The organism is Stenotrophomonas testudinis (assembly GCF_024499815.1).
Lineage (GTDB): Bacteria > Pseudomonadota > Gammaproteobacteria > Xanthomonadales > Xanthomonadaceae > Stenotrophomonas.
This window is the reverse complement of sequence record NZ_JAMOKY010000031.1, coordinates 18,705-45,686: the sequence shown is the minus strand read 5'-3', so window position 1 is coordinate 45,686 and position 26,982 is coordinate 18,705. Positions and strand designations below refer to the sequence as shown.

20 protein-coding genes and 1 riboswitch are annotated in these 26,982 nt (G+C 67.6%); of the genes, 11 read left to right on the top strand and 9 right to left on the bottom strand.

Annotated features, from left to right (window positions below; genetic code table 11):
• A partial coding sequence (locus NQ204_RS15110; RefSeq protein WP_256644306.1) for a sigma-E factor negative regulatory protein occupies positions 1-620 on the bottom strand: 620 nt, incomplete at its 3' end.
• Complete coding sequence (gene rpoE, locus NQ204_RS15105) at positions 617-1,237, bottom strand: RNA polymerase sigma factor RpoE (RefSeq protein WP_079222753.1); 621 nt, start codon at positions 1,235-1,237, stop codon at positions 617-619. The genes NQ204_RS15110 and rpoE, both read right to left, overlap by 4 nt.
• 235 nt (positions 1,238-1,472) lie before the next feature.
• Here rpoE and NQ204_RS15100 point away from each other — a divergent pair, with 235 nt between their 5' ends.
• The 3 genes from NQ204_RS15100 (at position 1,473) to NQ204_RS15090 (ending at position 5,675) form a co-directional block, all read left to right on the top strand.
• Positions 1,473-3,536, top strand: coding sequence for a 3-hydroxyacyl-CoA dehydrogenase NAD-binding domain-containing protein (locus tag NQ204_RS15100; RefSeq protein WP_256644305.1), 2,064 nt, complete (start codon positions 1,473-1,475; stop codon positions 3,534-3,536).
• Between the two features lie 623 nt (positions 3,537-4,159).
• A complete protein-coding gene (locus NQ204_RS15095) occupies positions 4,160-5,020 on the top strand; it encodes a pirin family protein (protein WP_116865353.1) in 861 nt (286 codons plus the stop codon).
• 196 nt (positions 5,021-5,216) lie between these two features.
• A complete protein-coding gene (locus tag NQ204_RS15090) occupies positions 5,217-5,675 on the top strand; it encodes a hypothetical protein (RefSeq protein ID WP_116865350.1) in 459 nt (152 codons plus the stop codon).
• A gap of 132 nt (positions 5,676-5,807) precedes the next feature.
• On the opposite strand, the gene NQ204_RS15085 is transcribed toward NQ204_RS15090, so the two are convergent.
• Positions 5,808-6,659: a pirin family protein gene (locus NQ204_RS15085; protein WP_256644304.1), complete on the bottom strand. Its 852-nt coding sequence runs from the start codon at positions 6,657-6,659 to the stop codon at positions 5,808-5,810.
• Positions 6,660-6,892: 233 nt separating this feature from the next.
• Between NQ204_RS15085 and NQ204_RS15080 the strand changes: the two genes are divergently transcribed.
• Both NQ204_RS15080 and NQ204_RS15075 read left to right on the top strand, forming a co-directional pair.
• The gene (locus NQ204_RS15080; protein ID WP_116865352.1) at positions 6,893-8,974 is read left to right on the top strand and encodes a carbon starvation CstA family protein; all 2,082 of its coding nucleotides are present in this window, start codon (positions 6,893-6,895) and stop codon (positions 8,972-8,974) included.
• Positions 8,974-9,198 (top strand): YbdD/YjiX family protein, encoded by a 225-nt coding sequence (locus NQ204_RS15075; protein WP_108765908.1) that lies wholly within the window; start codon positions 8,974-8,976, stop codon positions 9,196-9,198. Before NQ204_RS15080 ends, NQ204_RS15075 begins: the two co-directional genes overlap by 1 nt.
• A gap of 571 nt (positions 9,199-9,769) precedes the next feature.
• On the opposite strand, the gene NQ204_RS15070 is transcribed toward NQ204_RS15075, so the two are convergent.
• Complete coding sequence (locus NQ204_RS15070; protein ID WP_165835751.1) at positions 9,770-10,900, bottom strand: DUF3103 family protein; 1,131 nt, start codon at positions 10,898-10,900, stop codon at positions 9,770-9,772.
• 217 nt (positions 10,901-11,117) lie between these two features.
• Positions 11,118-12,368: a DUF819 family protein gene (locus tag NQ204_RS15065; RefSeq protein ID WP_116865133.1), complete on the bottom strand. Its 1,251-nt coding sequence runs from the start codon at positions 12,366-12,368 to the stop codon at positions 11,118-11,120.
• Between the two features lie 151 nt (positions 12,369-12,519).
• Between NQ204_RS15065 and NQ204_RS15060 the strand changes: the two genes are divergently transcribed.
• Complete coding sequence (locus NQ204_RS15060; protein ID WP_108769603.1) at positions 12,520-12,909, top strand: VOC family protein; 390 nt, start codon at positions 12,520-12,522, stop codon at positions 12,907-12,909.
• A 13-nt stretch (positions 12,910-12,922) separates the two neighbouring features.
• Here the strand turns inward: NQ204_RS15060 and NQ204_RS15055 are convergent, their stop codons facing one another.
• Both NQ204_RS15055 and NQ204_RS15050 read right to left on the bottom strand, forming a co-directional pair.
• The gene (locus NQ204_RS15055) at positions 12,923-14,209 is read right to left on the bottom strand and encodes a sensor histidine kinase (protein ID WP_116865132.1); all 1,287 of its coding nucleotides are present in this window, start codon (positions 14,207-14,209) and stop codon (positions 12,923-12,925) included.
• Entirely contained in the window at positions 14,193-14,903 is a 711-nt protein-coding gene (locus NQ204_RS15050) for a response regulator transcription factor (RefSeq protein ID WP_116865131.1), read from the bottom strand. Before NQ204_RS15050 ends, NQ204_RS15055 begins: the two co-directional genes overlap by 17 nt.
• A gap of 132 nt (positions 14,904-15,035) precedes the next feature.
• On the opposite strand from NQ204_RS15050, the gene NQ204_RS15045 reads away from it, so the two are divergent.
• The 4 genes from NQ204_RS15045 (at position 15,036) to NQ204_RS15030 (ending at position 21,834) form a co-directional block, all read left to right on the top strand.
• Positions 15,036-16,739 (top strand): ArnT family glycosyltransferase, encoded by a 1,704-nt coding sequence (locus tag NQ204_RS15045; protein ID WP_256644303.1) that lies wholly within the window; start codon positions 15,036-15,038, stop codon positions 16,737-16,739.
• A gap of 111 nt (positions 16,740-16,850) precedes the next feature.
• A complete protein-coding gene (locus NQ204_RS15040) occupies positions 16,851-17,618 on the top strand; it encodes a phosphatase PAP2 family protein (protein WP_256644302.1) in 768 nt (255 codons plus the stop codon).
• Entirely contained in the window at positions 17,615-19,264 is a 1,650-nt protein-coding gene (locus NQ204_RS15035; RefSeq protein ID WP_256644301.1) for a phosphoethanolamine transferase, read from the top strand. Before NQ204_RS15040 ends, NQ204_RS15035 begins: the two co-directional genes overlap by 4 nt.
• A 605-nt stretch (positions 19,265-19,869) precedes the next feature.
• On the top strand, positions 19,870-21,834 hold the full coding sequence (locus NQ204_RS15030; protein ID WP_116864299.1) for a M2 family metallopeptidase: 1,965 nt from the start codon (positions 19,870-19,872) through the stop codon (positions 21,832-21,834).
• A 76-nt stretch (positions 21,835-21,910) separates the two neighbouring features.
• Here the strand turns inward: NQ204_RS15030 and NQ204_RS15025 are convergent, their stop codons facing one another.
• Both NQ204_RS15025 and NQ204_RS15020 read right to left on the bottom strand, forming a co-directional pair.
• Positions 21,911-22,303 carry a hypothetical protein gene (locus NQ204_RS15025; RefSeq protein WP_079222768.1) on the bottom strand — a complete coding sequence of 131 codons (393 nt, stop codon included), beginning with the start codon at positions 22,301-22,303 and terminating at the stop codon, positions 21,911-21,913.
• Between the two features lie 92 nt (positions 22,304-22,395).
• Positions 22,396-23,622 (bottom strand): multidrug effflux MFS transporter, encoded by a 1,227-nt coding sequence (locus tag NQ204_RS15020; RefSeq protein ID WP_256644300.1) that lies wholly within the window; start codon positions 23,620-23,622, stop codon positions 22,396-22,398.
• A gap of 320 nt (positions 23,623-23,942) precedes the next feature.
• Positions 23,943-24,045, top strand: a riboswitch (glycine riboswitch).
• 62 nt (positions 24,046-24,107) lie between these two features.
• Here NQ204_RS15020 and gcvP point away from each other — a divergent pair.
• On the top strand, positions 24,108-26,975 hold the full coding sequence (gene gcvP, locus NQ204_RS15015; protein WP_256644299.1) for an aminomethyl-transferring glycine dehydrogenase: 2,868 nt from the start codon (positions 24,108-24,110) through the stop codon (positions 26,973-26,975).
• Positions 26,976-26,982: the final 7 nt, after the last annotated feature.

Below are 26,982 nucleotides of genomic sequence, written 5' to 3'. Positions count from 1 at the left end.
TCGTCCCGCTGGGCCACGCGCGCGGCCTGCTGGCTGCGGGTGGCCCTGGCGCGGCGGGCGTCCTGGCGGCGGCTGGTGGCCATCGCCACGGCCGGGGCGGCGACCACGGCCATCGCAGCGGAGTCGGCCGAGGCTTCGGTGACCGCGGCCTGGTCGGGCGCAGGCGCCAGTTCGGCCTGGCTGGCCACCACCTGCGGCAGGGCTTCGCCGGGACCGGCATCCTTCAGTTTCTCGCCGCCCATGAACAGGGCCACGGCGGCCACCGAGGCGGCCAGTGCGGCACCGCCACCCCAGGCACGCCAACCGGTGCGGCGCACCAGGCGGCGCGGCTCGGCCCGCGTCGCCGGCTCGGCGGCGATGGCAGCAGCCACGGCGGCACTGAACCCCGGCGGGGCCAGCAGCGAGGCCTGGCCACGCATGACGTCACCGAGCAGCTGCCAGCGTTCCTGGCTGCCGGACAGTTCCGGGTCGTGTTCCATGCGGCGCAGCAGGAAGCGGGCCTCATCGGCACCGAGCTCGCCATCGACCAGGGCCGACAGCTGTTCGCGGTGGCGCTGGTCCAGGCGCTGCCCGGCGGGGGATTGGTGGTTCTGCGATTCGTTCAACGGACTGTGGGTCATACGCGGCTCTTCTCGCGGGTGGCGCTGCCGATGTCCAGCAGCGGCCGGAGTTCAGTGTCGATCGCCTCGCGCGCCCGGAAGATCCGGGACCGCACGGTGCCGATCGGGCACCCCATCTTCTGCGCGATTTCCTCGTAACTCAGGCCTTCCACCTCGCGCAGGGTGATCGCCGACCGGAGTTCTTCCGGCAGCGCGTTGACGGCCTTCATCACCGTCTGTTCCAGCTCCTGGCGCATCAACTCGCGTTCGGGCGTGTCGGTGTCGCGCAGGCGTGTCCCGGTATCGAACTGCTCGGCGTCGCCGATGTCGATGTCATCAGTCGGCGGGCGTCGGTTGTGTGAAGCCAGGTAGTTTTTAGCGGTATTCACGGCGATCCGATGCAACCAGGTGGAGAACTGGGCATCGCCACGGAAACTTCCGATCGCGCGGTAGGCGCGGATGAAAGTGTCCTGGGCGACGTCCTGACATTCGCTCCAGTCGGCGATGTAGCGACCGACCAGACCGACGACCCGGTGCTGGTACTTGCGTACCAGGACATCGAAGGCCGCGCTCTCGCCGCGCTGCACGCGCCGGACCAGTTCCAGATCCAGCTCCTGCGGTGTTTCAACATCGGCCATGAGGGGCCGCACTCCTGTCAGCCCAACCGACGTCGGGCAATGAGACTGCCAATCCCGGGAAAAGTTCAGTCGCCGATCACCTGGCGCCGCACCAGCTTTTAACCACCGTTCCGCTAGCGTCCCGGTCCGGGGCCATGGATCCGGGGTCGCCACTCCCCAGCTATAGGGATTTGACGCGGGGGAAACAACCTCTGGATCATAGCCGCTTCTCCATACACAACCGGATGGAACGTTCATGCTCTCAGGCTTCGATGGTCTCCGCTTCAGCCACTGGCACCCCGAGATCCGCGATGACGGCGTGGTCGTGCTGTCTTTGGATCGTCAGGACAGCAGTGTCAACGCGATGTCGCAGGACGTGCTGCTGGAGCTGGGCGACCTGCTCGAGCGCATCGCCCTGGACCCGCCCAAGGGCGTGGTCATCCAGTCGCTGAAGAAGGCCGGCTTCATCGCCGGGGCGGACCTGAAGGAGTTCCAGGAGTTCGACCGCCGCGGCACCGTGAACGACGCGATCCGCCGCGGCCAGTCCACCTACCAGAAGCTGGCCGAGCTGCCCTGCCCCACCGTGGCGGCCATCCACGGCCACTGCCTGGGCGGCGGCACCGAGCTGGCGCTGGCCTGCCGCTACCGCGTGGCCTCCAATGACAGCAGCACCCGCATCGGCCTGCCGGAGACCCAGCTGGGCATCTTCCCGGGCTGGGGCGGCAGCGCGCGGCTGCCGCAGCTGGTGGGCGCGCCCGCGGCGATGGACATGATGCTGACCGGCCGCACCCTGTCGGCCTCGGCCGCCCGCGGCATCGGCCTGGTCGACAAGGTGGTGGCCCCAGCGGTGGTACTCGATACCGCCGTGGCCCTGGCCCTGTCCGGCACCACCCGCCCGTTCAAGCAGCGCGCCACCGCCTGGGCAACCAACACCTGGCTGGCGCGCAAGCTGCTGGCCCCGCAGATGGTCAAGCAGGTCGCACGCAAGGCGAAGAAGGACCAGTACCCGGCGCCGTACGCGCTGATCAGTACCTGGCAGCGCACCGCCGGCAAGCCGGTGCAGGCGCGCCTGGACGCCGAGCGCCGCGCCGTGGTGAAGCTGGCCAGCACGCCAACCGCGCGCAACCTGATCCGCATCTTCTTCCTGACCGAACGCCTGAAGGGCCTGGGCGGCGGCGATTCCGGCATCCGCCACGTGCACGTGGTCGGCGCCGGCGTGATGGGCGGCGACATTGCCGCCTGGGCCGCCTACAAGGGCTTCGAGGTGACGCTGCAGGACCGTGAGCAGCGCTTCATCGACCCGGCCATGGAACGTGCGCAGGCCCTGTTCGCCAAGAAGGTGCGCGACGAGAGCAAGCGCCCGGCGGTAGCGGCGCGCCTGCGTGCCGACCTGGAAGGCAACGGCGTGGCCGAGGCCGACCTGGTCATCGAAGCGATCATCGAGAACCCGGAGGCCAAGCGTGCGCTGTACCAGACGCTGGAACCGAAGATGAAGCTGGACGCGCTGCTGACCACCAACACTTCGTCGATTCCGCTGGTGGAACTGCGCGACCACATCCAGCGCCCGGCCCAGTTCGCCGGCCTGCACTACTTCAACCCGGTGGCGCAGATGCCGCTGGTGGAAATCATCCACCACGACGGCATGGCGCCGGAGACCGAGCGCCGCCTGGCCGCGTTCTGCAAGGCGCTGGGCAAGTTCCCGGTGCCGGTGGCCGGTAGTCCGGGCTTCCTGGTCAACCGCGTGCTGTTCCCGTACATGCTGGAAGCGGCCACCGCCTATGCCGAAGGCATTCCGGGCCCGGTGATCGACAAGGCGGCGGTGAAGTTCGGCATGCCGATGGGCCCGATCGAACTGATCGACACGGTGGGCCTGGACGTGGCCGCCGGCGTGGGCAAGGAGCTGGCACCGTTCCTGGGCCTGCAGGTGCCCGAGGCGCTGGCGACGGTGGACCCGGCCAAGCGCGGCAAGAAGGATGGCCAGGGCATCTACACCTGGGAAAACGGCCGGGCGAAGAAGCCGGACGTGGCCCGCGACTACCAGGCCCCGGCGGACCTGGAAGACCGCCTGATCCTGCCGCTGCTGAACGACGCGGTGGCCTGCCTGCACGAAGGCGTGGTGGCCGACGCGGACCTGCTTGATGCCGGAGTGATCTTCGGTACGGGCTTTGCCCCGTTCCGCGGCGGTCCGATCCAGCACATCCGTGCGGTGGGTGCCGATGCGATCGTCGGGCGGCTGAAGGCGCTGCAGCAGCGCCACGGCGACCGATTCGCCCCGCGCCCGGGCTGGGACAACCCGGTCCTGCGCGAACCCGTGGTCTGAGTTTGTCGGCCGGGCCTGCGGCCCGGCACCTGCTGAGGCAACAGCAACAACAACAGCCGAAGCCAGAGCCGTAGCAGCAGCCGGCTCTGGCTTTTCTGTTTGTTGGGCGGGGCGGTGTGGGCTTGCAGGACACGCCGTAAACCCATCCTTGGGGGCTCGTAGGCGCCATCCGTGGCGCCTGCGGTCCTGCAAGCCCACACCGCCCCACCCCGGAAAGCTTTCCGGTGACAGTGGGTAAACCCCGAATCCGTTAGGTGTCGACCTTGGTCGACACGCTTGGTCCACGCCTGGGTGGGTACGAGCGAAGCGACCTGCGTTTGATTTTGATTTTCTTTTTTCTTTTCCGTGGCTGACGCGCCCGGAAACTGTCGGGGGCCGGGCGGGTGGGTTGCGCAGGGGCGTGAGCCGCATGGATGCGGCGACGGAGCTTACATGGACGTACTTGCAGCGTTCCCTGCGCAGCCCACCCGCCCGGCCCGAACACATGCCCCCCCCCATCCGCCAGAACAGCCACGAGGGGCTGCGCCGTTGGCTGGAACAACCTGTTACCCGCATGGGGCATGTGCCCGCCACGACCGCATGCCATGCTGGCGCTCTTGATCCCTGCCAGCGAGAACGCCCGCATGACCACCATCATCGCCCCGCGCGTCCACGACATCGGCGGCCTGGAAGTGCGCCGCGCCGTGCCCACCCTGCAGGCCCGCAGCATCGGCTCGTTCGTGTTCGTCGACCAGATGGGCCCGGCGATCATGCACCCCGGCACCGCCATCGACGTGCGCCCGCACCCGCATATCGGCCTGGCCACCGTCACCTACCTGTGGTCCGGCGCCATCGGCCACCGCGACACGCTGGGCTCGGACCAGGTCATCCGCCCCGGTGACGTGAACTGGATGACCGCCGGCCGTGGCATCGCCCATTCCGAACGCACGCCGCCACCGGATCGCGACCACGACAACCCGATCCACGGCATGCAGACCTGGGTCGCGCTGCCGAAGTCGCACGAGGAGATCGAGCCGGCGTTCTACCACCATGCCGCCGCTACCCTGCCCGAGCAGCGCCGCAACGGCGCGTGGCTGCGCGTGATCGCCGGCCGCGCCTATGGCGAGGAATCGCCGGTGAAGGTGTTTGCCGATACGCTCAACGTGGCCATCGACCTCGACCCGGATGCGGAGATCGATATCGACAACGGCCATCGCGAACGCGCGCTGTACATCCTCGAGGGCCAGGCCCAGCTGGATGGCGTGGACATCCCCGCCCAGCACCTGGTCATCCCCGAGGCCGGCGCCGTTGGCCGCCTGCGCGCGAAGACGCCGGTGAAGGCGATGCTGTTCGGTGGCGAGCCGCTCGATGGCACGCGCCACCTGTGGTGGAACTTCGTGTCCAGCTCCAAGGAGCGCATCGAACAGGCCAAGCACGACTGGGAGGCCGGTCGCTTCGGTACCATCCCCGGCGACGACAAAGAATTCATTCCGCTTCCGCGGTAGAACCGCAGTCGACCAACGGTCGACTCTACCGCTCGTGATGGTTACGGTTGTAACCGCAATTTGTGCGATTGCTCACGTTCCGTTAAGGTCGGGGTGACCGTCCGTACACATGCGGACGGCGCGGCATCCGGGGATGGGATGCTACCGCCACCGGCGCGCCGGTGGAGCCTTGCGACACGCCACCTTGGGGGGATGCATGAAGTTCGCGCCTGTTGTGTTGTCGAGCCTGCTGTTTGCCGCGGCCCAGGCCGCCGCGCAGGCTCCGGTCGAGTGTCCGTCGCTGCCCGCCAGCAGCGGCCTGCAGTGGCAGGAGCAGGCACAAGCTGATTTCGTGGTGTGCCGCGCGGCCACCGCCGATGGCCGTGAAGTGCTGAGCCTGATGCTCAGCCAGCGCGATCCGGGCATTCCGCTCAGTCGTTCGCTGCGCCAGGAAAAGGGCAGCTTCGGCGGTGAATCGATGTACTGGTACCAGCCCGACCTGGGCGGCCAGCAGCCGCCGGGCTATGCCGAGCGGCGCATCAGCGTGATCAAGCTGGACAAGGGCCGCTACGCGCAGATCGCCCTTTACCCGGGCAGCACCCAGGAACTGGGCAGCCTGCAGCAGCTGGCGCAGGGCATGAGCCTGACCCCGTCGGCCGTGGCCGACGGACGCTGAGCGGACACGGGGATGACTGCCTGGCAGCATTCCCTCACTTCAACATTGATCGGTAGCGCCGGGCCATGCCCGGCGAACGGGCGCTTGCGCGCGACGCGGGGAAAGCCGCCGGGCATGGCCCGGCGCTCCCCCTCAGAAGCGGCCTTCCTGGAAATCGACGAAGGCCTGCATCAGTTCCTGCCGGGTGTTCATCACGAACGGACCATGGCGCATGACCGGCTCGCGCAGCGGGCGACCCGCCACCAGGATCAACCGTGCGCCTTCGCGCCCGGCCGACAGGTGCAGCCGTTCGCCGCCGCCCAGCACCGCCAGTTCCTGGCGGGCCACATCACGCGCGGCGTCCTGCTCACCCACCGTCACCCCGCCCTCGAACACGTAGGCGAAGGCGTTGTGCCCTTCCGCCAGCGTGTAGGTCCAGGCGCGGTCGGCCTCGAGGCTGATGTCCAGGTACACCGGATCGGTGGCCGGCTGGGCGATCGGGCCGGCCGTGCCATCGACGGTACCGGCGATCACCTTCACCTCCACGCCGTCGGCCGGCTGCACCACCGGAATGCGCTCGGGCGCGAACTCCTGGTACTTCGGGTCGGTCATCTTGTCGCGCGCCGGCAGGTTCACCCACAACTGGAAGCCGCGCATCTGCCCGCTTTCCTGTTCCGGCATCTCCGAATGGACCAGGCCGCGACCGGCGGTCATCCACTGCACGCTGCCCGGGGTCAGCAGGCCCTCGTTGCCGTGGTTGTCACGATGGCGCATGCGCCCGTCCAGCATGTAGGTGACGGTCTCGAAGCCACGGTGCGGGTGCTCCGGGAAGCCGGCGATGTAGTCCTCGGCTCGGTCGGTACCGAATTCGTCCAACAGCAGGAACGGATCGAGGTCGGGCAGCGACGGGCCGCCGATGACACGGGTCAGCCGCACGCCGGCGCCGTCGGAGGTGGGCATGCCACGGATGGTGCGCTGCACGCGGACCGGTTCGGGAAGGCTCATGGCGACTCCTGTTGGATGGATGCCAGTGAAGATGGACGCCGCACGCCGCAACGCCAATGGGCGGCGCCGCAACCGATTGTTCCATCGCTGGTGTTCGCCGCGCGTCATGTCCGCCGCGCGGCGGCGCCCGCGTTGTGTTCGACCAAAGTACTACCGCAGAAAGGTTCCGTACCGATTGACCGTGCACAGGTCACGCGGGACCCTTTGAACATCTTTCCGGGAGAGAGCACCTCATGAAAGGGTTTTCCAAAATAGGCTGGGCGGCGCTCGCCCTGCTCGGCGCATTCTGTCTGGGCACCGTGGCCCTGCGCCGCGGCGAACACATCAACGCATTGTGGATCGTGGTCGCTGCGGTATCGCTGTACCTGGTGGCCTACCGCTTCTACAGCCTGTTCATCGCCGACAAGGTGATGCAGCTCGATCCGACCCGGGCCACCCCGGCGGTGATCAACAACGATGGTCTGGACTACGTCCCGACCAACAAGCACGTGCTGTTCGGCCACCACTTCGCCGCCATCGCCGGTGCAGGCCCGCTGGTCGGCCCGGTGCTGGCCGCGCAGATGGGCTACCTGCCCGGCCTGCTGTGGCTGGTGGTGGGCGTGGTGCTGGCCGGCGCGGTGCAGGACTTCGTGGTCCTGTTCCTGTCCAGCCGCCGCAACGGCCGTTCGCTGGGTGACCTGGTGCGAGAGGAAATGGGCCAGGTGCCGGGCACCATCGCCCTGTTCGGTGCCTTCCTGATCATGATCATCATCCTGGCGGTGCTGGCGATGGTGGTGGTCAAGGCGCTGGCCGAAAGCCCCTGGGGCATGTTCACGGTGATCGCGACGATGCCCATCGCGATCCTGATGGGCGTGTACATGCGCTACATCCGCCCCGGCAAGATCGGCGAGATCTCGCTGGTCGGCCTGGTCCTGCTGCTGGCCGCGATCTGGTTCGGCGGCAAGGTGGCGGCCGACCCGACCTGGGGCCCGGCGTTCACCTTCACCGGCGTCCAGATCACCTGGATGCTGATCGGCTACGGTTTCGTCGCCTCGGTTCTGCCGGTGTGGCTGCTGCTGGCCCCGCGCGACTACCTGTCGACCTTCCTGAAGATCGGCACGATCATCGCGTTGGCCATCGGCATCCTGGTGGTCATGCCGGAGCTGAAGATGCCGGCGCTGACCCAGTTCGCCGCCAGCGGCGACGGCCCGGTGTGGAAGGGCGGCATGTTCCCGTTCCTGTTCATCACCATCGCCTGCGGCGCGGTGTCCGGCTTCCATGCCCTGATCTCCTCGGGCACCACGCCCAAGCTGCTCGCCAATGAATCGCACATGCGCTACATCGGCTACGGCGGCATGCTGATGGAGTCGTTCGTGGCAGTGATGGCGCTGGTGGCCGCCTCGATCATCGATCCGGGCATCTACTTCGCGATGAACAGCCCGGCGGCGGTGATCGGTGCCGATGCGGCTTCGGCGGCGCACTTCATCACCAACACCTGGGGCTTCACCATCAGTCCGGAACAGCTGACCGCCACCGCGGCGGCCATCGGTGAACCGACCATCCTGCATCGCGCCGGTGGCGCACCGACGCTGGCGGTGGGTATCGCGCAGATCCTGCACGAAGCGATCCCGAGCAGCAGCGACGCGATGATGGCCTTCTGGTACCACTTCGCGATCCTGTTCGAAGCGCTGTTCATCCTGACCGCGGTCGATGCCGGTACCCGTGCCGGTCGCTTCATGCTGCAGGACCTGCTGGGCAACTTCATCCCTGCGCTGAAGAAGACCGAGTCGTGGACGGCCAACATCATCGGCACTGCCGGCTGCGTGGCGCTGTGGGGTTACCTGCTGTACACCGGCGTGGTCGATCCGTTCGGTGGCATCCAGACGCTGTGGCCGCTGTTTGGCATCTCCAACCAGATGCTGGCCGGTATCGCGCTGATGCTGGGCACGGTGGTGCTGTTCAAGATGAAGCGTGACCGCTACGCGTGGGTGACCGCGGTTCCGGCCGTGTGGCTGCTGATCTGCACCACCTATGCAGGCTTCATCAAGATCTTCGACAGCAACCCGGCGCAGGGCTTCCTGGCGCAGGCGCACAAGTACCAGGCGGCGATCGCCAGCGACACGATCACCGCGCCGGCCAAGTCGGTGGCGCAGATGCAGCAGATCGTGGTCAATGCCTACGTCAACACCAGCCTGACCGCGCTGTTCCTGCTGGTGGTGGGTGCGGTGCTGGTGTACTCGATCAAGACCATTCTGGCGGCCCGCCGCAATCCGCAGCGCAGCGACCGCGAGACCCCGTACGTGGCGCTGAAGCCGCACGAAATGGTGGATCTGTAATGAGCACGCAACTGGTTCCCGTCGGCCAGTACCAGACGCACCGCCGCATCTGGCGGCGCTTGGTGCAGACCGCACGTCTTTGCTGTGGCATTCCTGATTACGACAACTACGTCCGGCACATGCTGGAGAAGCATCCGGATCAGGAGCCGATGGACTACAAGACGTTCTTCCGCGAACGGCAGGAAGCGCGCTACGGCGGTCGCAACGGCGGTCGCTGCTGTTGAGGTGTCTGGGTGGGTGCCGGGCTTGCAGCCCGGCGCCCGCAGAAGCCGGAGCAACTGCAACTTCAAGAGCGTCGGCTCTGGGTTTCTGTTTGTTTGGCGGGGCGGTGTGGGCTTGCAGGACACGCCGTAAATCCATCCATGGGGGCTCGATGGCGCCATCCATGGCGCCAACGGTCCTGCAAGCCCACACCGCCCCACCTCTGACAGATTGCCGGTGACGGCGAGACACATGCGGGGTCAGATCCGTTTTCCGAAGGGAAACGGATCTGACCCCATTTTGTTTGTCGATATCTGACAGAAAAATCGTGTCGACCAAGGTCGACACCTACCAACAGCCGCGCATCGCCGTTACCAACAGCTCGCAGCAAACTGTCGAAGGCGGGGTGGGTCCGGTTGAGGGGGTGTGAGCGGCATGGATGCCGCGACCAAGCCCCCATGGACGGGTTCACGGCGTCCCCCTCAACCGGACCCACCCCGCCATCCCACGGAATGCAGCTTCGGCTCTTGATCTTGAGGTTGCCGGCCAGCGGCCGGCACTACCAGCAGGTGCAGGGCTGCAAGCCCTGCTGTCCTACTCCACCAGGGTGATGGGCGTGAGGGTGACCTTGGCGTTGTTGGCCGCCCCCATGCGATCGGTGTACGCCTGCCCACGCTGCAGCAGGTAGAAACTGTCCAGGTAGTCGATGTCGTTGGCGAACCAGGACGTCGGCATGGCCTTGAGGATCGCACCGGCAATGTCGGCAATCACCGCATACTCCGGCGCGAACGCCCCCAGCGCGGTCTTCACGCCCGTGGTCAGGGCGACCAGCAGCTCCTGGTAGTTGGTGTCGCCGTCATCCTCGAACAACTGCACGTTGGCCGCGTTGAACCGGTAGTTGCCCCAGATCACCAGTGCCTGCTGCGGGGTGTAATCGGTGTTGTCATAGTCCAGGTACGGCATGTCGACCGTGACCATTTCCGGCTCGGTCGTGTCGACCTGCAGGCCGGAAACGATAGCGAACACCTCCGCCGCGCCCAAGGCCCACGGCTCTTGGTCATCGGCCAGGCGGATGCGGTCCAGCCGGGTGATGTCCAGCGACGCGCTGGCGCCATTGGCCGCGAGGCTGATGCGCTCTGGCGACTGCAGGCCACGCGCGCGAAGCCCGGCGTTGACCAGGGCCATTCCCTCGGCCACCGAGCGGCGGGTGTCGACATCGACGATCAGCACGGGGAAATCCGGGGCCTGCCTCGCGTCCAGTAAATGTGCACGGCCCTGGGCGTCGTAGGCGTTCAGCGTGGTCCAGTCGCGGTCATTGCCACGCGGCAGGCTGGCCACCCACAGCTGGCGCGGCGCGACGGCATCCAGCGACGTGCCTTCGGGCACGTAGGCACGCAGCTGCAGCAGAGAGGGCCCCTGCTCCGGCAGGCCCTTGCGCAGCCGCAGCTGCCCGTCCTGCCGGGCCAGGCTGCTGCTGGCCAGCGTACGCGCCTGCGGATCGAAGCGCGTCACCACCTGCTGCAGCGCCACGCCGCGTTCCGGCGCGGCACGCAGGGCCGAGAGCGCGGTGTCGGCGAAGCCCGGTTGCGCGATCAGCGCGGCGACCTCGCGCGCACTGGCATCGGAGATTGCCTGCACATCGGCGGGCCGCGCCTGCAGCGGGGCCTGTGCCAGCGCCGAAGCGCTGCCCAGCATCAGCGCGAGCAGCGCCGATGCACGAAACATCCATTGATTCGTCATGAACATACCTGTCGGGAAAGCTGGCAGCCGCCAGCGGAGGCTGCGCCGCGAGCCCCCCCGCTTCCCCACGCGACGCATGCCGCCACGCTACGTGGCACGCGCCCGACATTCCGTTATCCGCCGCACAGTTCCGGCAGCGGCAGGCGCATGCGTCAGGCCCTGCAGCCGCCGAGCATGGGCTCGGCGCTGCAGCCCCGCGTGATCAGGCGTTGGCCATCCACTTCAGGATCAAGCCGGTGACATAGGCCAGGCCGGTACCGGTGGCATAGCCCACCGTGCCCAGCAACACGCCCACCGGCGCCAGCGAAGGATGGAATGCCGCCGCCACCACCGGTGCCGACGCCGCCGCACCGATGTTGCCCTGCGAGCCGATGGCGAAGAAGAACAGCGGCGCACGCAGCAGCTTGGCCACGACCCACAGCACCAGCACATGCGTTGCCATCCAGATCGCGCCCAACAGGAACAGCCAAGGCCGGTCCAGAAGCGACAGCAGATTCATCTGCATGCCGATGCAGGCGATCAGGAAATACAGGAACACCGTGCCCAGTCGCGAGGCACCGGCGGCTTCCAGCCGGCGCGCGCGGGTGAAGCTCAGGCCAAGGCCCATCGCGGTGGACAGCAGGATGACCCAGACGAACTGGCTGTCCAGGCTGAACTGGCTGGCCCAGCTGACGTTGGCCTTGAACCAGCCCGCCAGCGGCGCCGCGATTGCATGGGCGAGACCGACGCCACCCAGCGCCACGCCGACGATGATCATCAGGTCGGTCATGCTGGGAATACGGGCGTTCTGTGCGTCGTAGGCGCTGATGCGTGCCTTCATTTCATCGATGGCGCGGGTATCGGCGCCGTTGCGGGTATCGATCTGCTGCGCACGGTTGGCCAGGAACAGCAGGATGGCCATCCACAGGCTGGCGCAGGCCACGTCGACCACCGCGAACTGGCCGAAGGTGGTGGCGTCGGTACCGAACACCTCGCGCATGGCCACCATGTTGGCACCACCGCCGATCCAGCTGCCGGCCAGCGCGGCCATGCCCGCCCAGGTGTCACCGGCCACCGTTTCCGGGTGGATCAGTTTCATGGTCTGGAAGGAGACGATGGCGCCGAGCACGATGCCGGCGGTACCGGCGCAGAACACCACGAGCAGTTTCGGGCCGAGCTTGGCGATGCCCTTCAGGTCGATCGACAGGGTCAGCAGGACCAGGGCGGCCGGCAGGAGCACGTCGCGGGCCACCGGGTTGTACAGCGCGGTGTTGTGGCCATCGATGACACCGGCGGTGTTGTAGATGGCGGGGATGAAGTAGCACAGCAGCAGGGCCGGCACCCAGGCGAAGATCTTCTTCAGCAGCGGGGTCGGGCCATTGGCCGCCCAGAAGATCAGGGCAAGAGTGGCGGCAATCAGGCCGAGGCCCACGATGTCGTTGCTGATCAGGGCAGTAGCGGGTTCGGTCGGCATGGGATCCTCTGTCGATCGAAAGAGCGGAAAAAAACGCCGCAGGATGCGGCGCTGCCCGAGGTTAACATCGCCTTCACGCCGGGTCATGCTGCGCTGCTTGCCGCGGCACCACGACCTGCGCAGAATCAGCCCATCGCCATTGGAGCAGGTCATGCAACTGGGTGCTTTCTCGGTCAGCCTGTCAGTGAAGGATCTGGCGGCCTCGCGTGGGTTCTACGAAGCGCTGGGCTTCGTGGTGACCGGCGGTGATGCCGCACGCAACTGGCTGGTGCTGCGCAATGGCGGCATCGTCATCGGCCTGTTCCAGGGCATGTTCGAAGGCAATCTGCTGACCTTCAACCCGGGCTGGGACCAGTTCCGGCAGGAGCTGGGCGAGTTCCAAGATGTGCGCGAACTGCAGGAGGCGCTGGATGCACAGGGCATCGAGCTGACCACGCGCACGGATCCGGACGGACAGGGCACGGGGTATCTGCAGCTGGCCGATCCGGACGGCAACGTGATCCTGATCGACCAGCACGTGGAGCGCCCGAAAGGGCGGTGATTGCTCTGGTCGGTCAGCCGGGACGCGACGCGCCGAAGTCGAGGGTGACCAGGGTGCCGCGCGGCTCGACGGGCTGCAGGTGCAGGGTCCAGCGCAGGTGCTCGCACAGGCGGGCGATCAGGTCCAGGCCGATGCCACCGCGGTCGGCGCGTTCGCCACGGGCCATGCGCGCGTGGATGGCGGCGATCTCTTCCGGTGCCATGCCATGGCCCGGGTCCTGCAGGGTCAGTACCGCCTGCGCGCTCAGCCGCAGTTCGATGTGGCCCCGCCCGCTGTTCTCGATTGCATTGCGCAGCAGGTTGCCGATCGCGGCCTGCACCACCGCCAGCGGCGCGACGATGTCCACCGGTGCGGCCTGGATGCCGATGCTCAGGTCCTTGTCACCCAGCAGGTGGCGATGGTCGTCGACGATCTCCGGCAGCAGCTGGTCCAGCGCGATGCGCTCGGCGCGCGCGGCCAGCCGGGCCGGATCGCGGGCCAGCACCAGCAGCAGCTCGATCAGCTGCTCCACGCCCTGCGCGGTACGCAGCACGCGCTGCATCTGCTGGCGCGCGCGTTCGGGCAGGCCCGGCTGCTCCAGCGCCAGCTCGGCCGCACCGGTCATCACCGCGATCGGCGTGCGCAGCTCGTGGCTGGCCGTACTGATGAACACCCGCTCGCGCTCGACGAACTGCTCGTTGCGATCCAGGTAGTCATTGAGTGCGTCGGCAATCGTGTGCAGTTCCGAACTGCCGCGCGGGTCGACGTCGACGCGCTGGCCCTGCTCGCCCGGCCGCAGCGCACCGATGTGCTGGGCCAGCAGGCTCAGCGGGCGCACCACGCGTTCCATGCCGAACGAGGCCATCAGCACGGTGACGAACACCATGATGATGCCGGCCAGCATCACCCAGCGCGTGGCGAACTGTTCCAGGTCGTGGAAGTCGGAGATGTCCAGCGCCAGGGCGACCCGCCCCATCGTGCCGGTGTCGCGGACCATCACCGCCGTCTCGCGCTCACCCACCATCACCCCGTCATGCAGGCCCGGGTGCAGGTCGCGCAGGGTTTCAGGCATGTTCGCTTCGTCGAAGCGGTACAGACTGAGGGTGTCCGAATCCTGCCAGTGGTACTGCGGCTCGTGCTCGGTGTGCTCGACGATGCTGTCCAGTTCGGAATTGAGCAGCGCGCGCCAAGCGGCATGCTCGGCATGCTCGTGCACGTAGTTGCCCACGCTGAACACCGCCAGCGAGATCAGCGCCAGGTAGCCCAGCAGCCAGCCGATCACACGCCGGTACAGCGGGCCCGGCTTAGGCGCTTTCTTCATCGCTTCCACTGCCTGCACTGCCACTGGCCGCCAACCGGTAGCCGACGCGCGGCAGGGTATGGATCAGCTTGTCGTTGAAGGGGCCATCCACGCTGCGGCGCAGTTCGTAGACGTGCGAACGCAGCAGGTCGCCATCCGGCGGCTCGTCGCCCCACAGGGCGAATTCCAGCTGCTGGCGGGTAACCGCGCCGGGGCTGGCCCGCATCAGCACTTCCAGCAGCTTGCGGCAGGCCGGGTAGAGATGCAGCGCGTGGCCACCGCGCTGGGCCTCCAGGGTCGCCAGGTCCAGCACCAGGTCGGCCACCTGCAGGCGCCTGCGCGGGTTGCGCCCCTGCGCGCGCGTCAGCAGGGCCTCCAGCCGCACCTCCAGTTCGGGCAGGGCGAAGGGCTTGGTCAGGTAGTCATCCGCACCGGCGCGGAAGCCGGCAATCTTGTCCGGCAGCTCGTCACGGGCGGTCAGCATGATCACCGGCACTTCCGAACCCTGGTCCGTACGCAGGCGGCGCAGCACTTCCGGCCCTTCCATGCGTGGCAGCATCCAGTCCAGGATGACCGCGTCGTAGGGGTGGCTGGCGGCCAGGTGCAGGCCGGTGATGCCATCGGGGGCCACGTCGAGGACGTGCCCGCGCGACTCGAAATAGTCGAACAGGTTGGCCACCAACTGGCGGTTGTCCTCGATCACCAACAGGCGCATGCACGGAATGTCCACAGAAGTTCGTACCATGGTAGCGCTGACCATGTCGGAATGCGGTCGCCCTGCGCCTGCCTCCGACGCCTTTCCAACGCCCTGTTTCCGAAAATGGCCGTTTTGCTCCCGGAGCCCGCTGTGCCCGTAGCCCTGCCCCGCCGCTGGTTCCTGCCCCTGCTTTGGGTGCTGATGATTGTCTCGCTGGGCGCCGGCATCGGCATGCGCCAGCCGCAGCCGCCGGACGAGCCGCGCTTCGTGCTGGCCGCGCGGGCCATGGTCGACAGCGGGGAATGGCTGCTGCCGCACCGCGGCAGCGAGCTCTACGCGGAAAAGCCGCCGGTGTTCATGTGGCTGCAGGCGGTGGCCCACCAGGTGGTCGGCAGCTGGCAGTGGTCGTTCCTGCTGCCCTCGCTGCTGGCGGCCCTGCTCAGCCTGTGGCTGGTCTCGGACCTGGCGCGACGGCTGTGGTCGCCACGGCATTCCCTGTACGCGATGGCGGCGCTGTTCTGCACGCTGCAGTTCGGGCTGATGGCCAAGCGCGCACAGATCGACATGGTGCTGGTGGCGATGACCACCGTGGCCCTGTGGGGCCTGCTGCGCCACCTCAGTGAACGCCGCAACCTGCCTGCGCTGTGGCTGGCTGGCTTCGCCGCTGGCCTGGGAACGGTTACCAAGGGTGTGGGCTTCCTGCCGCTGCTGATGGTGCTGCCGTGGTTGGGCTGGTGGCTGCACCAGCGCCGCCGCGGGCAGGCCGTGTCCGGCCCGCACCCGGCCACCCTGCTTTGGCTGCTGCCGGCCTTCCTGCTGGGTACGGCGGTGTGGCTGGCGCCGCTGGGCTGGGCCCTGCTGCACGAACCCAGCGCATCGCTGCAGTCGTATGCGCACGAGCTGCTGTTCAAGCAGACCGGCACCCGTTACGCCAACGCCTGGCACCACCGCCAGCCGGTCTGGTACTACCTGCAGGTGATCCTGACGCTGTGGCTGCCCGGCAGCCTGCTGCTGCCGCTGCTGGCCAAACCCTGGTGGCACCGCCTGCGCCGCGGCGACCGCCGGCAGTGGCTGCTGCTGGGCTGGGCGCTGCTGGTGCTGCTGTTCTTCAGCGCCAGCCCGGGCAAGCGCGAGGTCTACGTGCTGCCAATGCTGCCGGCGATGGCCCTGGCCGTGGCCCCGCTGCTGCCGGGCCTGCTGCGCCGCCTGTGCGTGCGCCGCTACCTGTTCGGCTACAGCATGGTGCTGATGCTGGCCACCGGCACGCTGGGCGTGATGATGATGACCGACAGCCACTGGGTGCAGGCCCAACTGGCGCGACGGGCGATGCCCGATTCGCTGCTGCCGGTGCTGGGCAATGGCCTGCTGGTCTTCGCCATTGCCGTGGCCACGCTGTCGGTCTGGCTGCGGGTGCGTCGTGCGGCCCTGCTGGTGCTGCTGACCCACGGCATGCTGTGGATGCTGTATGGGCTGGTGCTGATGCCCACGCTGGACCCCTACGCCTCGGCCTCGGCGCTGATGCAGCGCGTCGGCAAGCGGATCGGTCCGGATGCCGAGCTGGCGCTGGTCGCATGGCGCGAACAGAACCTGCTGCAGGCCGACCGGCCGGTACGTGAGTTCGGCTTCAAGCGCCCCTGGGCCGAGCAGTGGCACGATGCCGGCCAGTGGCTGGCCGAGGCCCCGGAAAAGCGCTGGGTGCTGGTGCTGGACAAGGCCATGAGCCCCTGCGTCGATCCGGCCCAGGTGATCGACATCGGCATCGCCAACCGGAACCGCTGGCAGCTGCTGCCGGGCAGTGCCTGGGACGCCGGCTGCCATGCCGAACGTGCCGGTGCTTCAGAAGAAGAAGACTGAACGCTGGCTCGCGCCGGGGCCGCGTTAACCCGGCGCGAACAGATGTACGACCCTTCTCCGACATGAAGGTGACGAGCATGGCCGCGGATTCCTGCCATGGCCCCTTCCCGCATGCCCGCTCGTCCCCTTGTCCCGGCTTTTGCCTTCACACCTTCGTGGCTGGCATCGCGTTTCGCACTGACGCACCTGCTGCTGCCGTTGGCCGTCGGCGTTCCGCTGTTCGTGCTGTTGATGGGCTTCGGGGGGGACCAGTGGGTGGCCGACCACCTGTTCCGTCTGGAGGGCGGCCACTGGGCACTGCAGGATGCCTGGCTGACCCGCGCGGTCGTGCACAAGGGCGGCAAGTGGCTGAGCACGGCGGCCGCACTGGTGGCGATCCTGCTGTGCTTCCACCACTGGCGTCGCGGCCGCGACCGCACCCTGCGCTGGGCGCTGCTCTATGTGGTGGTGGCGATGGCGCTGGGCACCGGCCTGATCTCTCTGCTCAAGGCGCTGGTGCCGATGGACTGCCCCTGGGACCTGCTGCGCTATGGCGGCCACGAACCCTTCATCGGCCTCCTGGCCAGCCGTCCCCAGGGCATGCCCGCGCGCGCCTGTTTCCCGGCCGGCCATGCCAGCGCCGGCTACGCCTGGCTGTGCCTGTACTTCTTCGCCCTGCTCTGGCGCCCGCTGTGGCGCTGGGCGGGGCTGTGGATCGGCCTCGGCAGCGGCCTGGTGTTCGGCATCAGCCAGCAGCTGCGCGGCGCCCATTTTCTTTCGCATGACGTTGCCACGGCGTCGCTATGTTGGCTGCTGTCGCTGGGCCTGTTCCTGATCACGGAGCGGCTGCTGGCCCGGCGCACGCTGGAACGTCCGACCCGCCAGGAGGCGCGTGCATGAATGCATCGGTCCAACGTTCGCTGCGCCTGCCGGCGCTCGCCAGCCTTCACCGCTGGCGCCCACAGCTGTCCACCGAAGCGCTGATCGCGCTGACCAGCCTGTTCTTCGCCGTCGCCGGCAACGGCCTGTTCTGGCACAGCGCCATGGCCAGCCATCCCGGCAGCCTGCGCTACGCACTGTCGCTGTTCCTGCTGCTGCTTGGCGCGCACGGCGTGCTGCTGGGCATCCTGGTCTGGCGCTGGAATGCCAAGGTCGTGACCAGTGCGCTGCTGCTGGTGACCGCCTTCGCCGCGCACTACATGAGCCAGTTCCACATCTACCTGGATGCGGACATGCTGCGCAACGTGCTGGCCACCGACCCGAAGGAAAGCCGCGAGCTGATGACGGCCTCGCTGGTCTGGCCGGTGCTGCTGCTGGCGGTGCTGCCGATGGTGCTGCTGTGGCGCGTGGAACTGCGCCGCCGCAGCTGGGGCCGCACCCTGCTGTGGCGCGTGGGCTTCCTGCTGGTGGCGGCGGTCACCGCCGTGGGTGGCGCGCTGATTTCGTTCCAGGATGTCTCGGCGCTGATGCGCAACCAGCGCGAAGTGCGCTACCTGGCCACCCCGGCCAACGTGCTGCTGGGCCTGCCGCGTGCGCTGCGCAGCGACAACCCGGTGCAGCACGCGCCGAAGCTGCCGATCGGCACCGATGCCAAGGCCACCCCGCGCGCGCCGACCAGCAAGCCGCGGCTGCTGGTGATCGTGATGGGCGAAACCGTGCGTGCGCAGAACTGGGGCCTCAACGGTGGGCGCAACACCACCCCGGAACTGGCGCAGGCACCGGTGATCAATTTCCCGGACATGCATTCGTGCGGCACCAGCACCGAAGTATCGCTGCCCTGCATGTACTCGCCCTGGGGCCGCCACGAGTACGACGAGAAGAAGATCCGCGCGCACCAGTCGCTGCTGCACGTATTGAACCGCGCCGGCGTCACACCGCTGTGGCGTGACAACCAGTCCGGCTGCAAGGGCGTCTGCGAAGGTCTTGATTTCCAGTCGCTGTCCGACGCGACCACACCCGGCCTGTGTGCGGATGGCCGCTGCATGGATGAGATCCTGCTGCAGGACCTGGCCACGCAGGTGCGTGCCAAGCCGGGCGATCGGGTGGTGGTGCTGCACCAGCTGGGCAACCATGGCCCGGCTTACTTCGAGCGCTACCCAGCCGCCTTCGCGCGCTTCAAGCCGACCTGCGATACGCGTGACATCGGCCGCTGCTCGCGCGAGGAGATCGTCAACAGCTACGACAACGCGGTGCTGTACACCGACCACTTCCTGAGCAAGACGATCGGCACGCTGCAGAGCCTGCAGGACTACGACACGGCGATGATCTACCTGTCCGACCACGGCGAATCGCTGGGTGAGAAGGGCTTGTTCCTGCACGGCGTACCGTACGCGATCGCTCCGGCCGAGCAGACCAGCGTGCCGATGACGATGTGGTTCTCGCCGGGTTTCGCCCGCAGCCGCGGGCTGGACCTGCAGTGCCTGCGCAAGCGTTCGGCGGCGCACACCGACCACGACAACCTGTTCCCGTCGGTGCTGGGGCTGATGCAGGTGAAGACTGCACTGTACGAACGCTCTCGCGACCTCTTCGCCGGCTGCGAGAGCTGAGGGGAGGTGTTCTGGCAGGGCTTGCAGCCCTGCACCTGCAGAATCAACGTCAACGTCAACGTCAACATCAAAAGCCGGTTTGCTGAGGGTTGGCGGGGTGGGTCCGGTTGAGGGGGACGCCGTAAATCCTTCCATGGAGGCTTGGTCGCGCCATCCATGGCGCTCACACCCCCTCAACCGGACCCACCCCGCCTTCGACAGTTTCCCGCGATCTGTTGGAACGGTGTTCTGCTCTGGTGGGTGCCGACCGTTGGTCGGCACGAATGAATTCATTCGATATCTGACAGACGTGCCGACCAACGGGCGGCACCCACCAACAGCAGGTTCCAACAGCCGCGTGAACCTGTCGAAGGCGGGGCGGTGTCGGATTGCGGGGTGTCAGCCGCATGGATGCGGCTGCCAAGCCTACAAGGACGTACTTGCGGCGTCCCCGCAATCCGACACCGCCCCGCCAACTCACGGATACCCCGCTTTCGACGTTGGCGTTGCCTTGGCCTCTGCAGGTGCAGGGCGCAGCCCTGCCGAACCCCACCTACCTTCCCCACTTGCGGTCAGCACGCGCGCCCACTAGCCTTCGGCCGTCGTTCACCACCCAAGGACCGCCCGTGACTCACCGCCATCTCCTGCTGGCCTCGGCTATCGCCGCCGCCACGCTGGCCCTGGTCGCCTGCAAGAAGGAACCTTCGCCCGGCACCGAGGCCGCCACCGCCAGCGCGCCCGCCGGCGAGACCGCCGACCAGTTCGTCGCCCGCATCAACGCCGAATTCAAGGCCGCCTACCCGGAGATGACCTCGGCACAGTGGCTGTCCTCCACCTACATCAACAGCGATTCCGAACGCATCGCCGCCAAGGCCAACGAGCGCTCGCTGACCCAGCTCAACAGCTGGATCGAACAGGCCGGCAAGTTCGAAGGCCAGCCGATGAGCGAGGACAGCAAGCGCGCCATCCACCTGCTCAAGCTGATGTCCTCGATGCCGGCGCCGCGTGATCCGGCCAAGCTGGCCCAGCTGACCCAGATCGCCACCCGCATGGAAGGCAGCTACGGCGCAGGCAAGTACTGCACCGATGCCAACGATCCCAACTCCTGCCGCCAGCTTGGCGAGCTGGAACAGGTGCTGGCGCGCAGCCGCGACTACGACAAGCAGCTCGATGCCTGGCAGGGCTGGCACAGCACCACCAAGAGCATGCGCGGCGACTACCAGCAGTTCGTCAGCCTGGTCAACGAAGGCGCCAAGGGCATGGGCTTCACCGATGCCGGGCAGATGTGGCGCAGCGGCTACGACATGCCGCCGGAGCAGATCGGGCCGGAAACCGACCGCCTGTGGGAACAGGTCAAGCCGATGTACGAGCAGCTGCACTGCTACGCGCGCGGCAAGCTGGACAAAACCTACGGCAAGGACAAGGCCGAAGTGGGCAACGGCCTGATCGCCGCGCACCTGATGGGCAACATGTGGCAGCAGGACTGGTCCAACCTGTGGGACCAGCTGGAACCGTACCCGGGTGCCGGCAGCCTGGACATCACCGCGGCGCTGGAGAAGCAGTACCAGGCCAACCTGAGCGCGGCACTGGCCAAGGCCGGCAAGGATGCCAACGTCGCTGCGCAGTACAAGGCGCAGCGCGAGGCCGAACTGCGCACCGCCAAGCAGATGACCGAACGCGCGCAGGACTTCTACGTGTCGCTGGGCATGCCCTCGCTGCCGCAGTCGTACTGGGAACGCACCCAGTTCATCAAGCCCGATGACCGCGACGTGGTCTGCCACGCCAGTGCCTGGGACATGAACATGGAAGGCGACGTGCGCACCAAGATGTGCATCAAGCCGAACGAAGAGAACTTCACCACCATCTACCACGAGCTGGGCCACCTGTATTACGACCTGGCCTACAACCCGCTGCCGCCGCTGTTCCAGGGCGGTGCCAACGATGGCTTCCACGAAGCGATCGGCGACACCATCGTGCTGGCGATGACGCCCAAGTACCTGAGCTCGATCGGCCTGGTGGACGCGCCGACCGAGAGCCGCGAGGCGGTCATCAACAACCAGATGCGCATGGCGCTGTCGGGCGTGTCGTTCCTGCCGTTCGGCCTGATGATCGACCGCTGGCGCTGGGGCGTGTTCGATGGTTCGATCACCCCAGACAACTACAACAAGGCGTGGTGGGACCTGAAGGCGAAGTACCAGGGCGTGGCGCCGGCCAGCACCCGTGGCGAGGAGTTCTTCGATCCGGGTGCGAAGTACCACGTGCCGGGCAACACCCCGTACACCCGCTACTTCCTGGCGCGCATCCTGCAGTTCCAGTTCTACAAGGGCCTGTGCGATGCGGCCGGCTTCAAGGGCCCGCTGCATGAGTGCACCTTCTACGGCAACAAGGAAGCCGGGCAGAAGTACTGGGCGATGCTGAGCAAGGGCGCCAGCCAGCCGTGGCAAGCTACGCTGAAGGAGCTGACCGGCAGTGACAAGCTCGATGCCGGCCCGATGATCGAGTACTTCAGCCCGGTCAACGACTGGCTGAAGCAGCAGAACCAGGGCCAGATGTGCGGCTGGCAGGCCAACGCGGCACCGGCGGCGAAATGAAAGAAGGGGCGGGTCCGCAAGGATCCGCCCCTTTCTGGCAGTGCCGGCCGCTGGCGGGCACTACCGCAGATGCAGGTCAGTTGTTCTTCTTCGCCGCCATCGCCGCGGCCAGCTCGGCCTTGTATTCCTCGAAGGTCTGGCCCTTCTCCTTGGCCTCGGCCTGCGCGGCATCGCGCAGCGCATCCGAATACACCAGGCGCACCGGCGTGCCCTTGCGCTCGTGCAGTTCACCGGCCTGCATGATCAGCGCCAGCACCTGCGCGGCACTCTCGCTGTGGCCGGCGATGCGGCCATCCATGCCCAGCACCCATTCGCCATCGCGGCGCACTACGCCGGCCAGCAGCGTGCGCTGCGCATCGCGCAATTCGGCATGCGGTTCTACCGGCGAGGCCTGCGCGGCAGCCTTGTTGGCAGCCTTTTCTTCCTGGCGGCGGCGCTGGTCGCGGCGGGTCTTGGAGGTGGTGGACATGGGGGGGCGATACCGCTGCGAGGGGGGCGCAAGGATAACGCACCCCGGCCACGACGCCGTTTCACGGCGCATCGATCACTGGCCCGCGCTGCTCAATGGCCCGTGGCCACTGCCTGCACTGCGCGCTCGCGGCGGTGCTCCCAGTACCAGAACACGAAGCCGCCGGCGAAGAAGGCGGCCTGGCCCAGGGCCAGGTGCAGCGGGCTGCCGCTCAGCAGCGGCGACACCAGGCCGGCCACCACGGTGCTGATCATCAGCTGGATGAACGCCTGCAGCGACGACGCCAGGCCGCGCTGGTGGGGGTACATGTCGAGCACGGCCAGCGCCAGGATCGGGAAGATCAGCGCCATGCCCATGCCGCCGAGGAAGATCGGCAGCACCGCCCACGGCAGGGCGAACTGGGGCGCCAGGCTCACGTAGCTCACGTTGAGCAGCACCGACAGCGCGCACAGGGTGAAGCCGATGCCGATCTGGCGGGTGGGCGTGGTGCGCCCGGCCATGCGCCCGGACAGGAACGAACCGGTGGTCATGCCGCCGATGGTGGGAATGAACAACCAGGCGAACCCACCTTCGCCCAGGTGCAGGTGCTGCATCACGAACACCGGCGCCGAGGCGATGTACAGGAAGATGCCGCCGAAGTTGATGCTGCCGGCCAGGGCCAGGCGCAGGAAACGCGGGTTGAAACCGATGCGCACGTAGTCACGCAGCAGGCCACGCGGGGACAGCGGCACGCGTGCCGCCACCGGGTGGGTTTCCGGCATGAAACGGGCGGTGCAGACCAGCAGCAGCAGCGAGAACACCACCAGGAACCAGAAGATCAGCGGCCAGCCGGCGCCACTGAGCAGGATCCAGCCACCGATGATCGGCGCGATGGCCGGGGCGATGCCGAACAGCATCGACACCTGGCTCATCAGCCGCTGCGCATCGTGGCCGTGGTAGAGATCGCGGATGACCGCGCGGCCGACGATCATGCCGACGCCGGCCGACAGGCCCTGCAGCGCGCGGAACACCAGCAGCGTGCCCAGGTCGGTGGACAGCGCGCAGCCGACCGAGGCGCCGATGAACACCACCAGGCCGCCAAGGATCACCCGCTTGCGGCCCCAGGCATCGGACAACGGCCCGTGCGCCAGGCTCATCAGCGCATAGAACAGCAGGTAGACGCTGATGGTCTGCTGCACGGCCACTTCGTCGACCGCCAGGCGCTGGGCCAGCTGCGGGAAGGCCGGGAAGATGGTGTCGATCGAGAACGGGCCGAACATGGCCAGGCCTGCAAGCAGCAGGGCCATGCGTCGGGTGGAAGGGGCAACAGCGGGGGTCATCGGCAAAGCGTCCGGCTGGACCATGCGCGGCACGCACGGCGGGCGCCGATCCCCTGCAGAAGGGACGGCGCCAGATGAATACGAGAGTCCGGCCATGATAGGCCCGGATTGCGGCCGATGCCATCGACCGCTGCACAAAACGCATGGCCGGGCCATCGGCCATTCAGGCCCGCAGGCACCCTACCCCCGCCCCGGGCCCGTGTTCAGCCGCAGCAACCGGCTATGGCAACCCGTATAATGGGCGGGCAACATGGTGGGAGAAGCGGAACACCGCTGCCGAAGGCGCAACGCCCGTAATCGCTCAGGCCCGATACCACCCGTAACAGAACTCTGGAGAGACCGGTTCGATCCGGCGCCGAAGGGGCACGAAGCTGCGGCCAGCCGCGCTTCCAAACTCTCAGGCAAAAGGACAGAGGGGCGCCCCGCAGACCGCCAGCCGGCGGCTTGTGCACGTGCATGCGCCCTTTCCTGACGGATCCTTCGCCATGTCCCAGAACACCCCTTCCCTGCGTGAGCTCGAGCATCATTCCGCGTTCGTCGAGCGGCACATCGGCCCCAACGATGCCGAGATCGCGCAGATGCTCGACGTCGTCGGCCACGCCACGCTGGATGCGATGACCGATGCCATCGTGCCGGCCAGGATCAAGTCGCCGGCACCGCTGGCACTCCCGGAATCGATGACCGAAGTGCAGGCGCTGGCGAAGATCCGTGCCATTGCCGACAAGAACACCGTGCTGCGCAGCTTCATCGGCCAGGGCTACTACGGCACCCACACGCCGAACGTGATCCTGCGCAACATCCTGGAAAACCCGGCCTGGTACACCGCCTACACCCCGTACCAGGCGGAAATCTCGCAGGGCCGCATGGAAGCACTGATCAACTTCCAGACCCTGTGCGCCGACCTGACCGGCATGGAGATCGCCAACGCCTCGCTGCTGGACGAAGCCACCGCCGCCGCCGAAGCGATGACCCTGGCCAAGCGTTCGGCCAAGTCGAAGTCGGACACCTTCTTCGTGCACGACGCCGTGCACCCGCAGACGCTGGAACTGCTGCGCACGCGTGCCGAGCCGATGGGCATCGTGCTGCGCGTGGGCACCCCGGCCGAAGCACTGGAGGCGGAGGCCTTCGGCCTGCTGCTGCAGTACCCGGACACCTTCGGCCAGGTCGGCGACTACAAGGCGCTGGTCGATGCCGTGCATGCGCGCGGCGGCCTGGTGGCCGTGGCCACCGACCTGCTGGCCCTGACCCTGCTGGCCGCCCCCGGCGAATGGGGCGCGGACATCGTGGTCGGCAACAGCCAGCGTTTCGGCGTGCCGTTCGGTTTCGGCGGCCCGCACGCCGCGTTCATGGCCTGCCGTGATGCCTACAAGCGCTCGATGCCGGGCCGCCTGATCGGCGTCTCCATCGATGCCGAAGGCAAGCCGGCCTACCGCCTGACCCTGCAGACCCGCGAGCAGCACATCCGCCGCGAGAAGGCGACCTCCAACATCTGCACCGCGCAGGTGCTGCTGGCGGTGATGGCCTCGATGTACGCCGTCTACCACGGCCCGGAAGGCCTGGCCCGCATTGCCCGTCGCACCCACCGCCTGGCCTCGATCCTGGCCGCGTCGCTGCGCAGCGCCGGCGTGCAGGTCGGTGGCGACTTCTTCGACACCCTGCACATCACCGGCGTGCATGCCGATGAGATCCACGCCAAGGCCCGCGCCGCCGGTTACAACCTGCGCGCGATCGACAGCGACTCGGTCGGCATCAGCCTGGACGAGACCGCGACCCGCGCCGACATCGTCGCCCTGGCCGCCGTGTTCGGTGCGCAGGCCGATGTGGATGCACTGGATGCCAGCACCGCCGACGAACTGCCGGCTGCCCTGCTGCGCCAGTCCGCGTTCCTGACCCATCCGGTGTTCAACACCCACCACAGCGAGCACGAGCTGCTGCGCTATCTGCGTTCGCTGGCCGACAAGGACCTGGCGATGGACCGCACGATGATCCCGCTGGGCTCGTGCACCATGAAGCTCAACGCGACCGCCGAGATGATCCCGGTGACCTGGCCGGAGTTCTCGCAGATCCATCCGCTGGTACCGGCCGACCAGGCACTGGGCTACAAGGAACTGATCGAGACGCTGGAAGCGATGCTGGTCGAGTGCACCGGCTACGACGCGGTCAGCCTGCAGCCGAACTCCGGTGCGCAGGGTGAGTACGCCGGCCTGCTGGCGATCCGCGCCTACCACCGCTCGCGCGGTGAGGACCACCGTGACATCTGCCTGATTCCGGATTCGGCGCACGGCACCAACCCGGCCTCGGCACAGATGTGCGGCATGAAGGTCGTGGTGACCAAGACCGATGCCAACGGCAACGTCGATGTCGAAGACATCCGCGTCAACGCCGAGAAGTACAGCAACCGCCTGGCCGCGATCATGATCACCTACCCGTCCACGCACGGCGTGTTCGAGGAGGAAGTGGTCGAGATCTGCGAGATCATCCACCAGCACGGCGGCCAGGTGTACACCGACGGCGCCAACATGAACGCCCTGGTCGGCGTGGCCAAGCCGGGCAAGTGGGGTTCGGACGTTTCCCACCTGAACCTGCACAAGACCTTCTGCATCCCGCACGGCGGCGGCGGCCCGGGCGTCGGCCCGTGCGCGGTTAAGGAACACCTGGCCCCGTTCCTGCCGGGCAAGCTGGGTGACAACGGCCCGGTCGGCATGGTCAGCGCGGCCAGCTTCGGCAGCGCCTCGATCCTGCCGATCAGCTGGATGTACATCGCCATGATGGGCAGCGAAGGCCTGCGCAAGGCCACCCAGGTGGCCCAGCTCAACGCCAACTACATCGCCAGGCGCCTGGCCCCGCACTTCAAGACCCTGTACACCGGCCGCAACGGCCTGGTGGCGCACGAGTGCATCCTCGACGTGCGTCCGCTGGAGAAGACCAGCGGCATCGGCGCCGAAGACGTGGCCAAGCGCCTGATCGACTTCGGCTTCCATGCCCCGACCCTGAGCTTCCCGGTGGCCGGCACGCTGATGGTCGAGCCGACCGAGAGCGAATCGCTGCACGAGCTGGACCGCTTCATCGACGCGATGATCCAGATCCGCGAGGAAATCCGCGCGATCGAAGACGGCCGCCTGGACCGCGAGGACAACCCGCTGAAGAACGCCCCGCACACCGCGACGGCAGTGACCGCCAGCGAGTGGACCCACGCCTACCCGCGTGAGCTGGCCGCCTTCCCGCTGCCCAGCCTGAAGCTGCAGAAGTACTGGCCGCCGGTGGCCCGCGTCGACAACGTGTACGGCGACAAGAACGTGATGTGCGCCTGCATCCCGGTCGATGCCTACAAGGACGACGAAGTCGAGGCGTAAGCGCTCG

Coding starts and splice junctions, on each gene's coding strand:
- rpoE (WP_079222753.1), bottom strand. CDS start 1,237: ATGGCCGATGTTGAAACACCGCAGGAGCTGGATCTGGAACTGGTCCGG.
- NQ204_RS15100 (WP_256644305.1), top strand. CDS start 1,473: ATGCTCTCAGGCTTCGATGGTCTCCGCTTCAGCCACTGGCACCCCGAG.
- NQ204_RS15095 (WP_116865353.1), top strand. CDS start 4,160: ATGACCACCATCATCGCCCCGCGCGTCCACGACATCGGCGGCCTGGAA.
- NQ204_RS15090 (WP_116865350.1), top strand. CDS start 5,217: ATGAAGTTCGCGCCTGTTGTGTTGTCGAGCCTGCTGTTTGCCGCGGCC.
- NQ204_RS15085 (WP_256644304.1), bottom strand. CDS start 6,659: ATGAGCCTTCCCGAACCGGTCCGCGTGCAGCGCACCATCCGTGGCATG.
- NQ204_RS15080 (WP_116865352.1), top strand. CDS start 6,893: ATGAAAGGGTTTTCCAAAATAGGCTGGGCGGCGCTCGCCCTGCTCGGC.
- NQ204_RS15075 (WP_108765908.1), top strand. CDS start 8,974: ATGAGCACGCAACTGGTTCCCGTCGGCCAGTACCAGACGCACCGCCGC.
- NQ204_RS15070 (WP_165835751.1), bottom strand. CDS start 10,900: ATGTTTCGTGCATCGGCGCTGCTCGCGCTGATGCTGGGCAGCGCTTCG.
- NQ204_RS15065 (WP_116865133.1), bottom strand. CDS start 12,368: ATGCCGACCGAACCCGCTACTGCCCTGATCAGCAACGACATCGTGGGC.
- NQ204_RS15060 (WP_108769603.1), top strand. CDS start 12,520: ATGCAACTGGGTGCTTTCTCGGTCAGCCTGTCAGTGAAGGATCTGGCG.
- NQ204_RS15055 (WP_116865132.1), bottom strand. CDS start 14,209: ATGAAGAAAGCGCCTAAGCCGGGCCCGCTGTACCGGCGTGTGATCGGC.
- NQ204_RS15050 (WP_116865131.1), bottom strand. CDS start 14,903: ATGCGCCTGTTGGTGATCGAGGACAACCGCCAGTTGGTGGCCAACCTG.
- NQ204_RS15040 (WP_256644302.1), top strand. CDS start 16,851: ATGCCCGCTCGTCCCCTTGTCCCGGCTTTTGCCTTCACACCTTCGTGG.
- NQ204_RS15035 (WP_256644301.1), top strand. CDS start 17,615: ATGAATGCATCGGTCCAACGTTCGCTGCGCCTGCCGGCGCTCGCCAGC.
- NQ204_RS15025 (WP_079222768.1), bottom strand. CDS start 22,303: ATGTCCACCACCTCCAAGACCCGCCGCGACCAGCGCCGCCGCCAGGAA.
- NQ204_RS15020 (WP_256644300.1), bottom strand. CDS start 23,622: ATGACCCCCGCTGTTGCCCCTTCCACCCGACGCATGGCCCTGCTGCTT.
- gcvP (WP_256644299.1), top strand. CDS start 24,108: ATGTCCCAGAACACCCCTTCCCTGCGTGAGCTCGAGCATCATTCCGCG.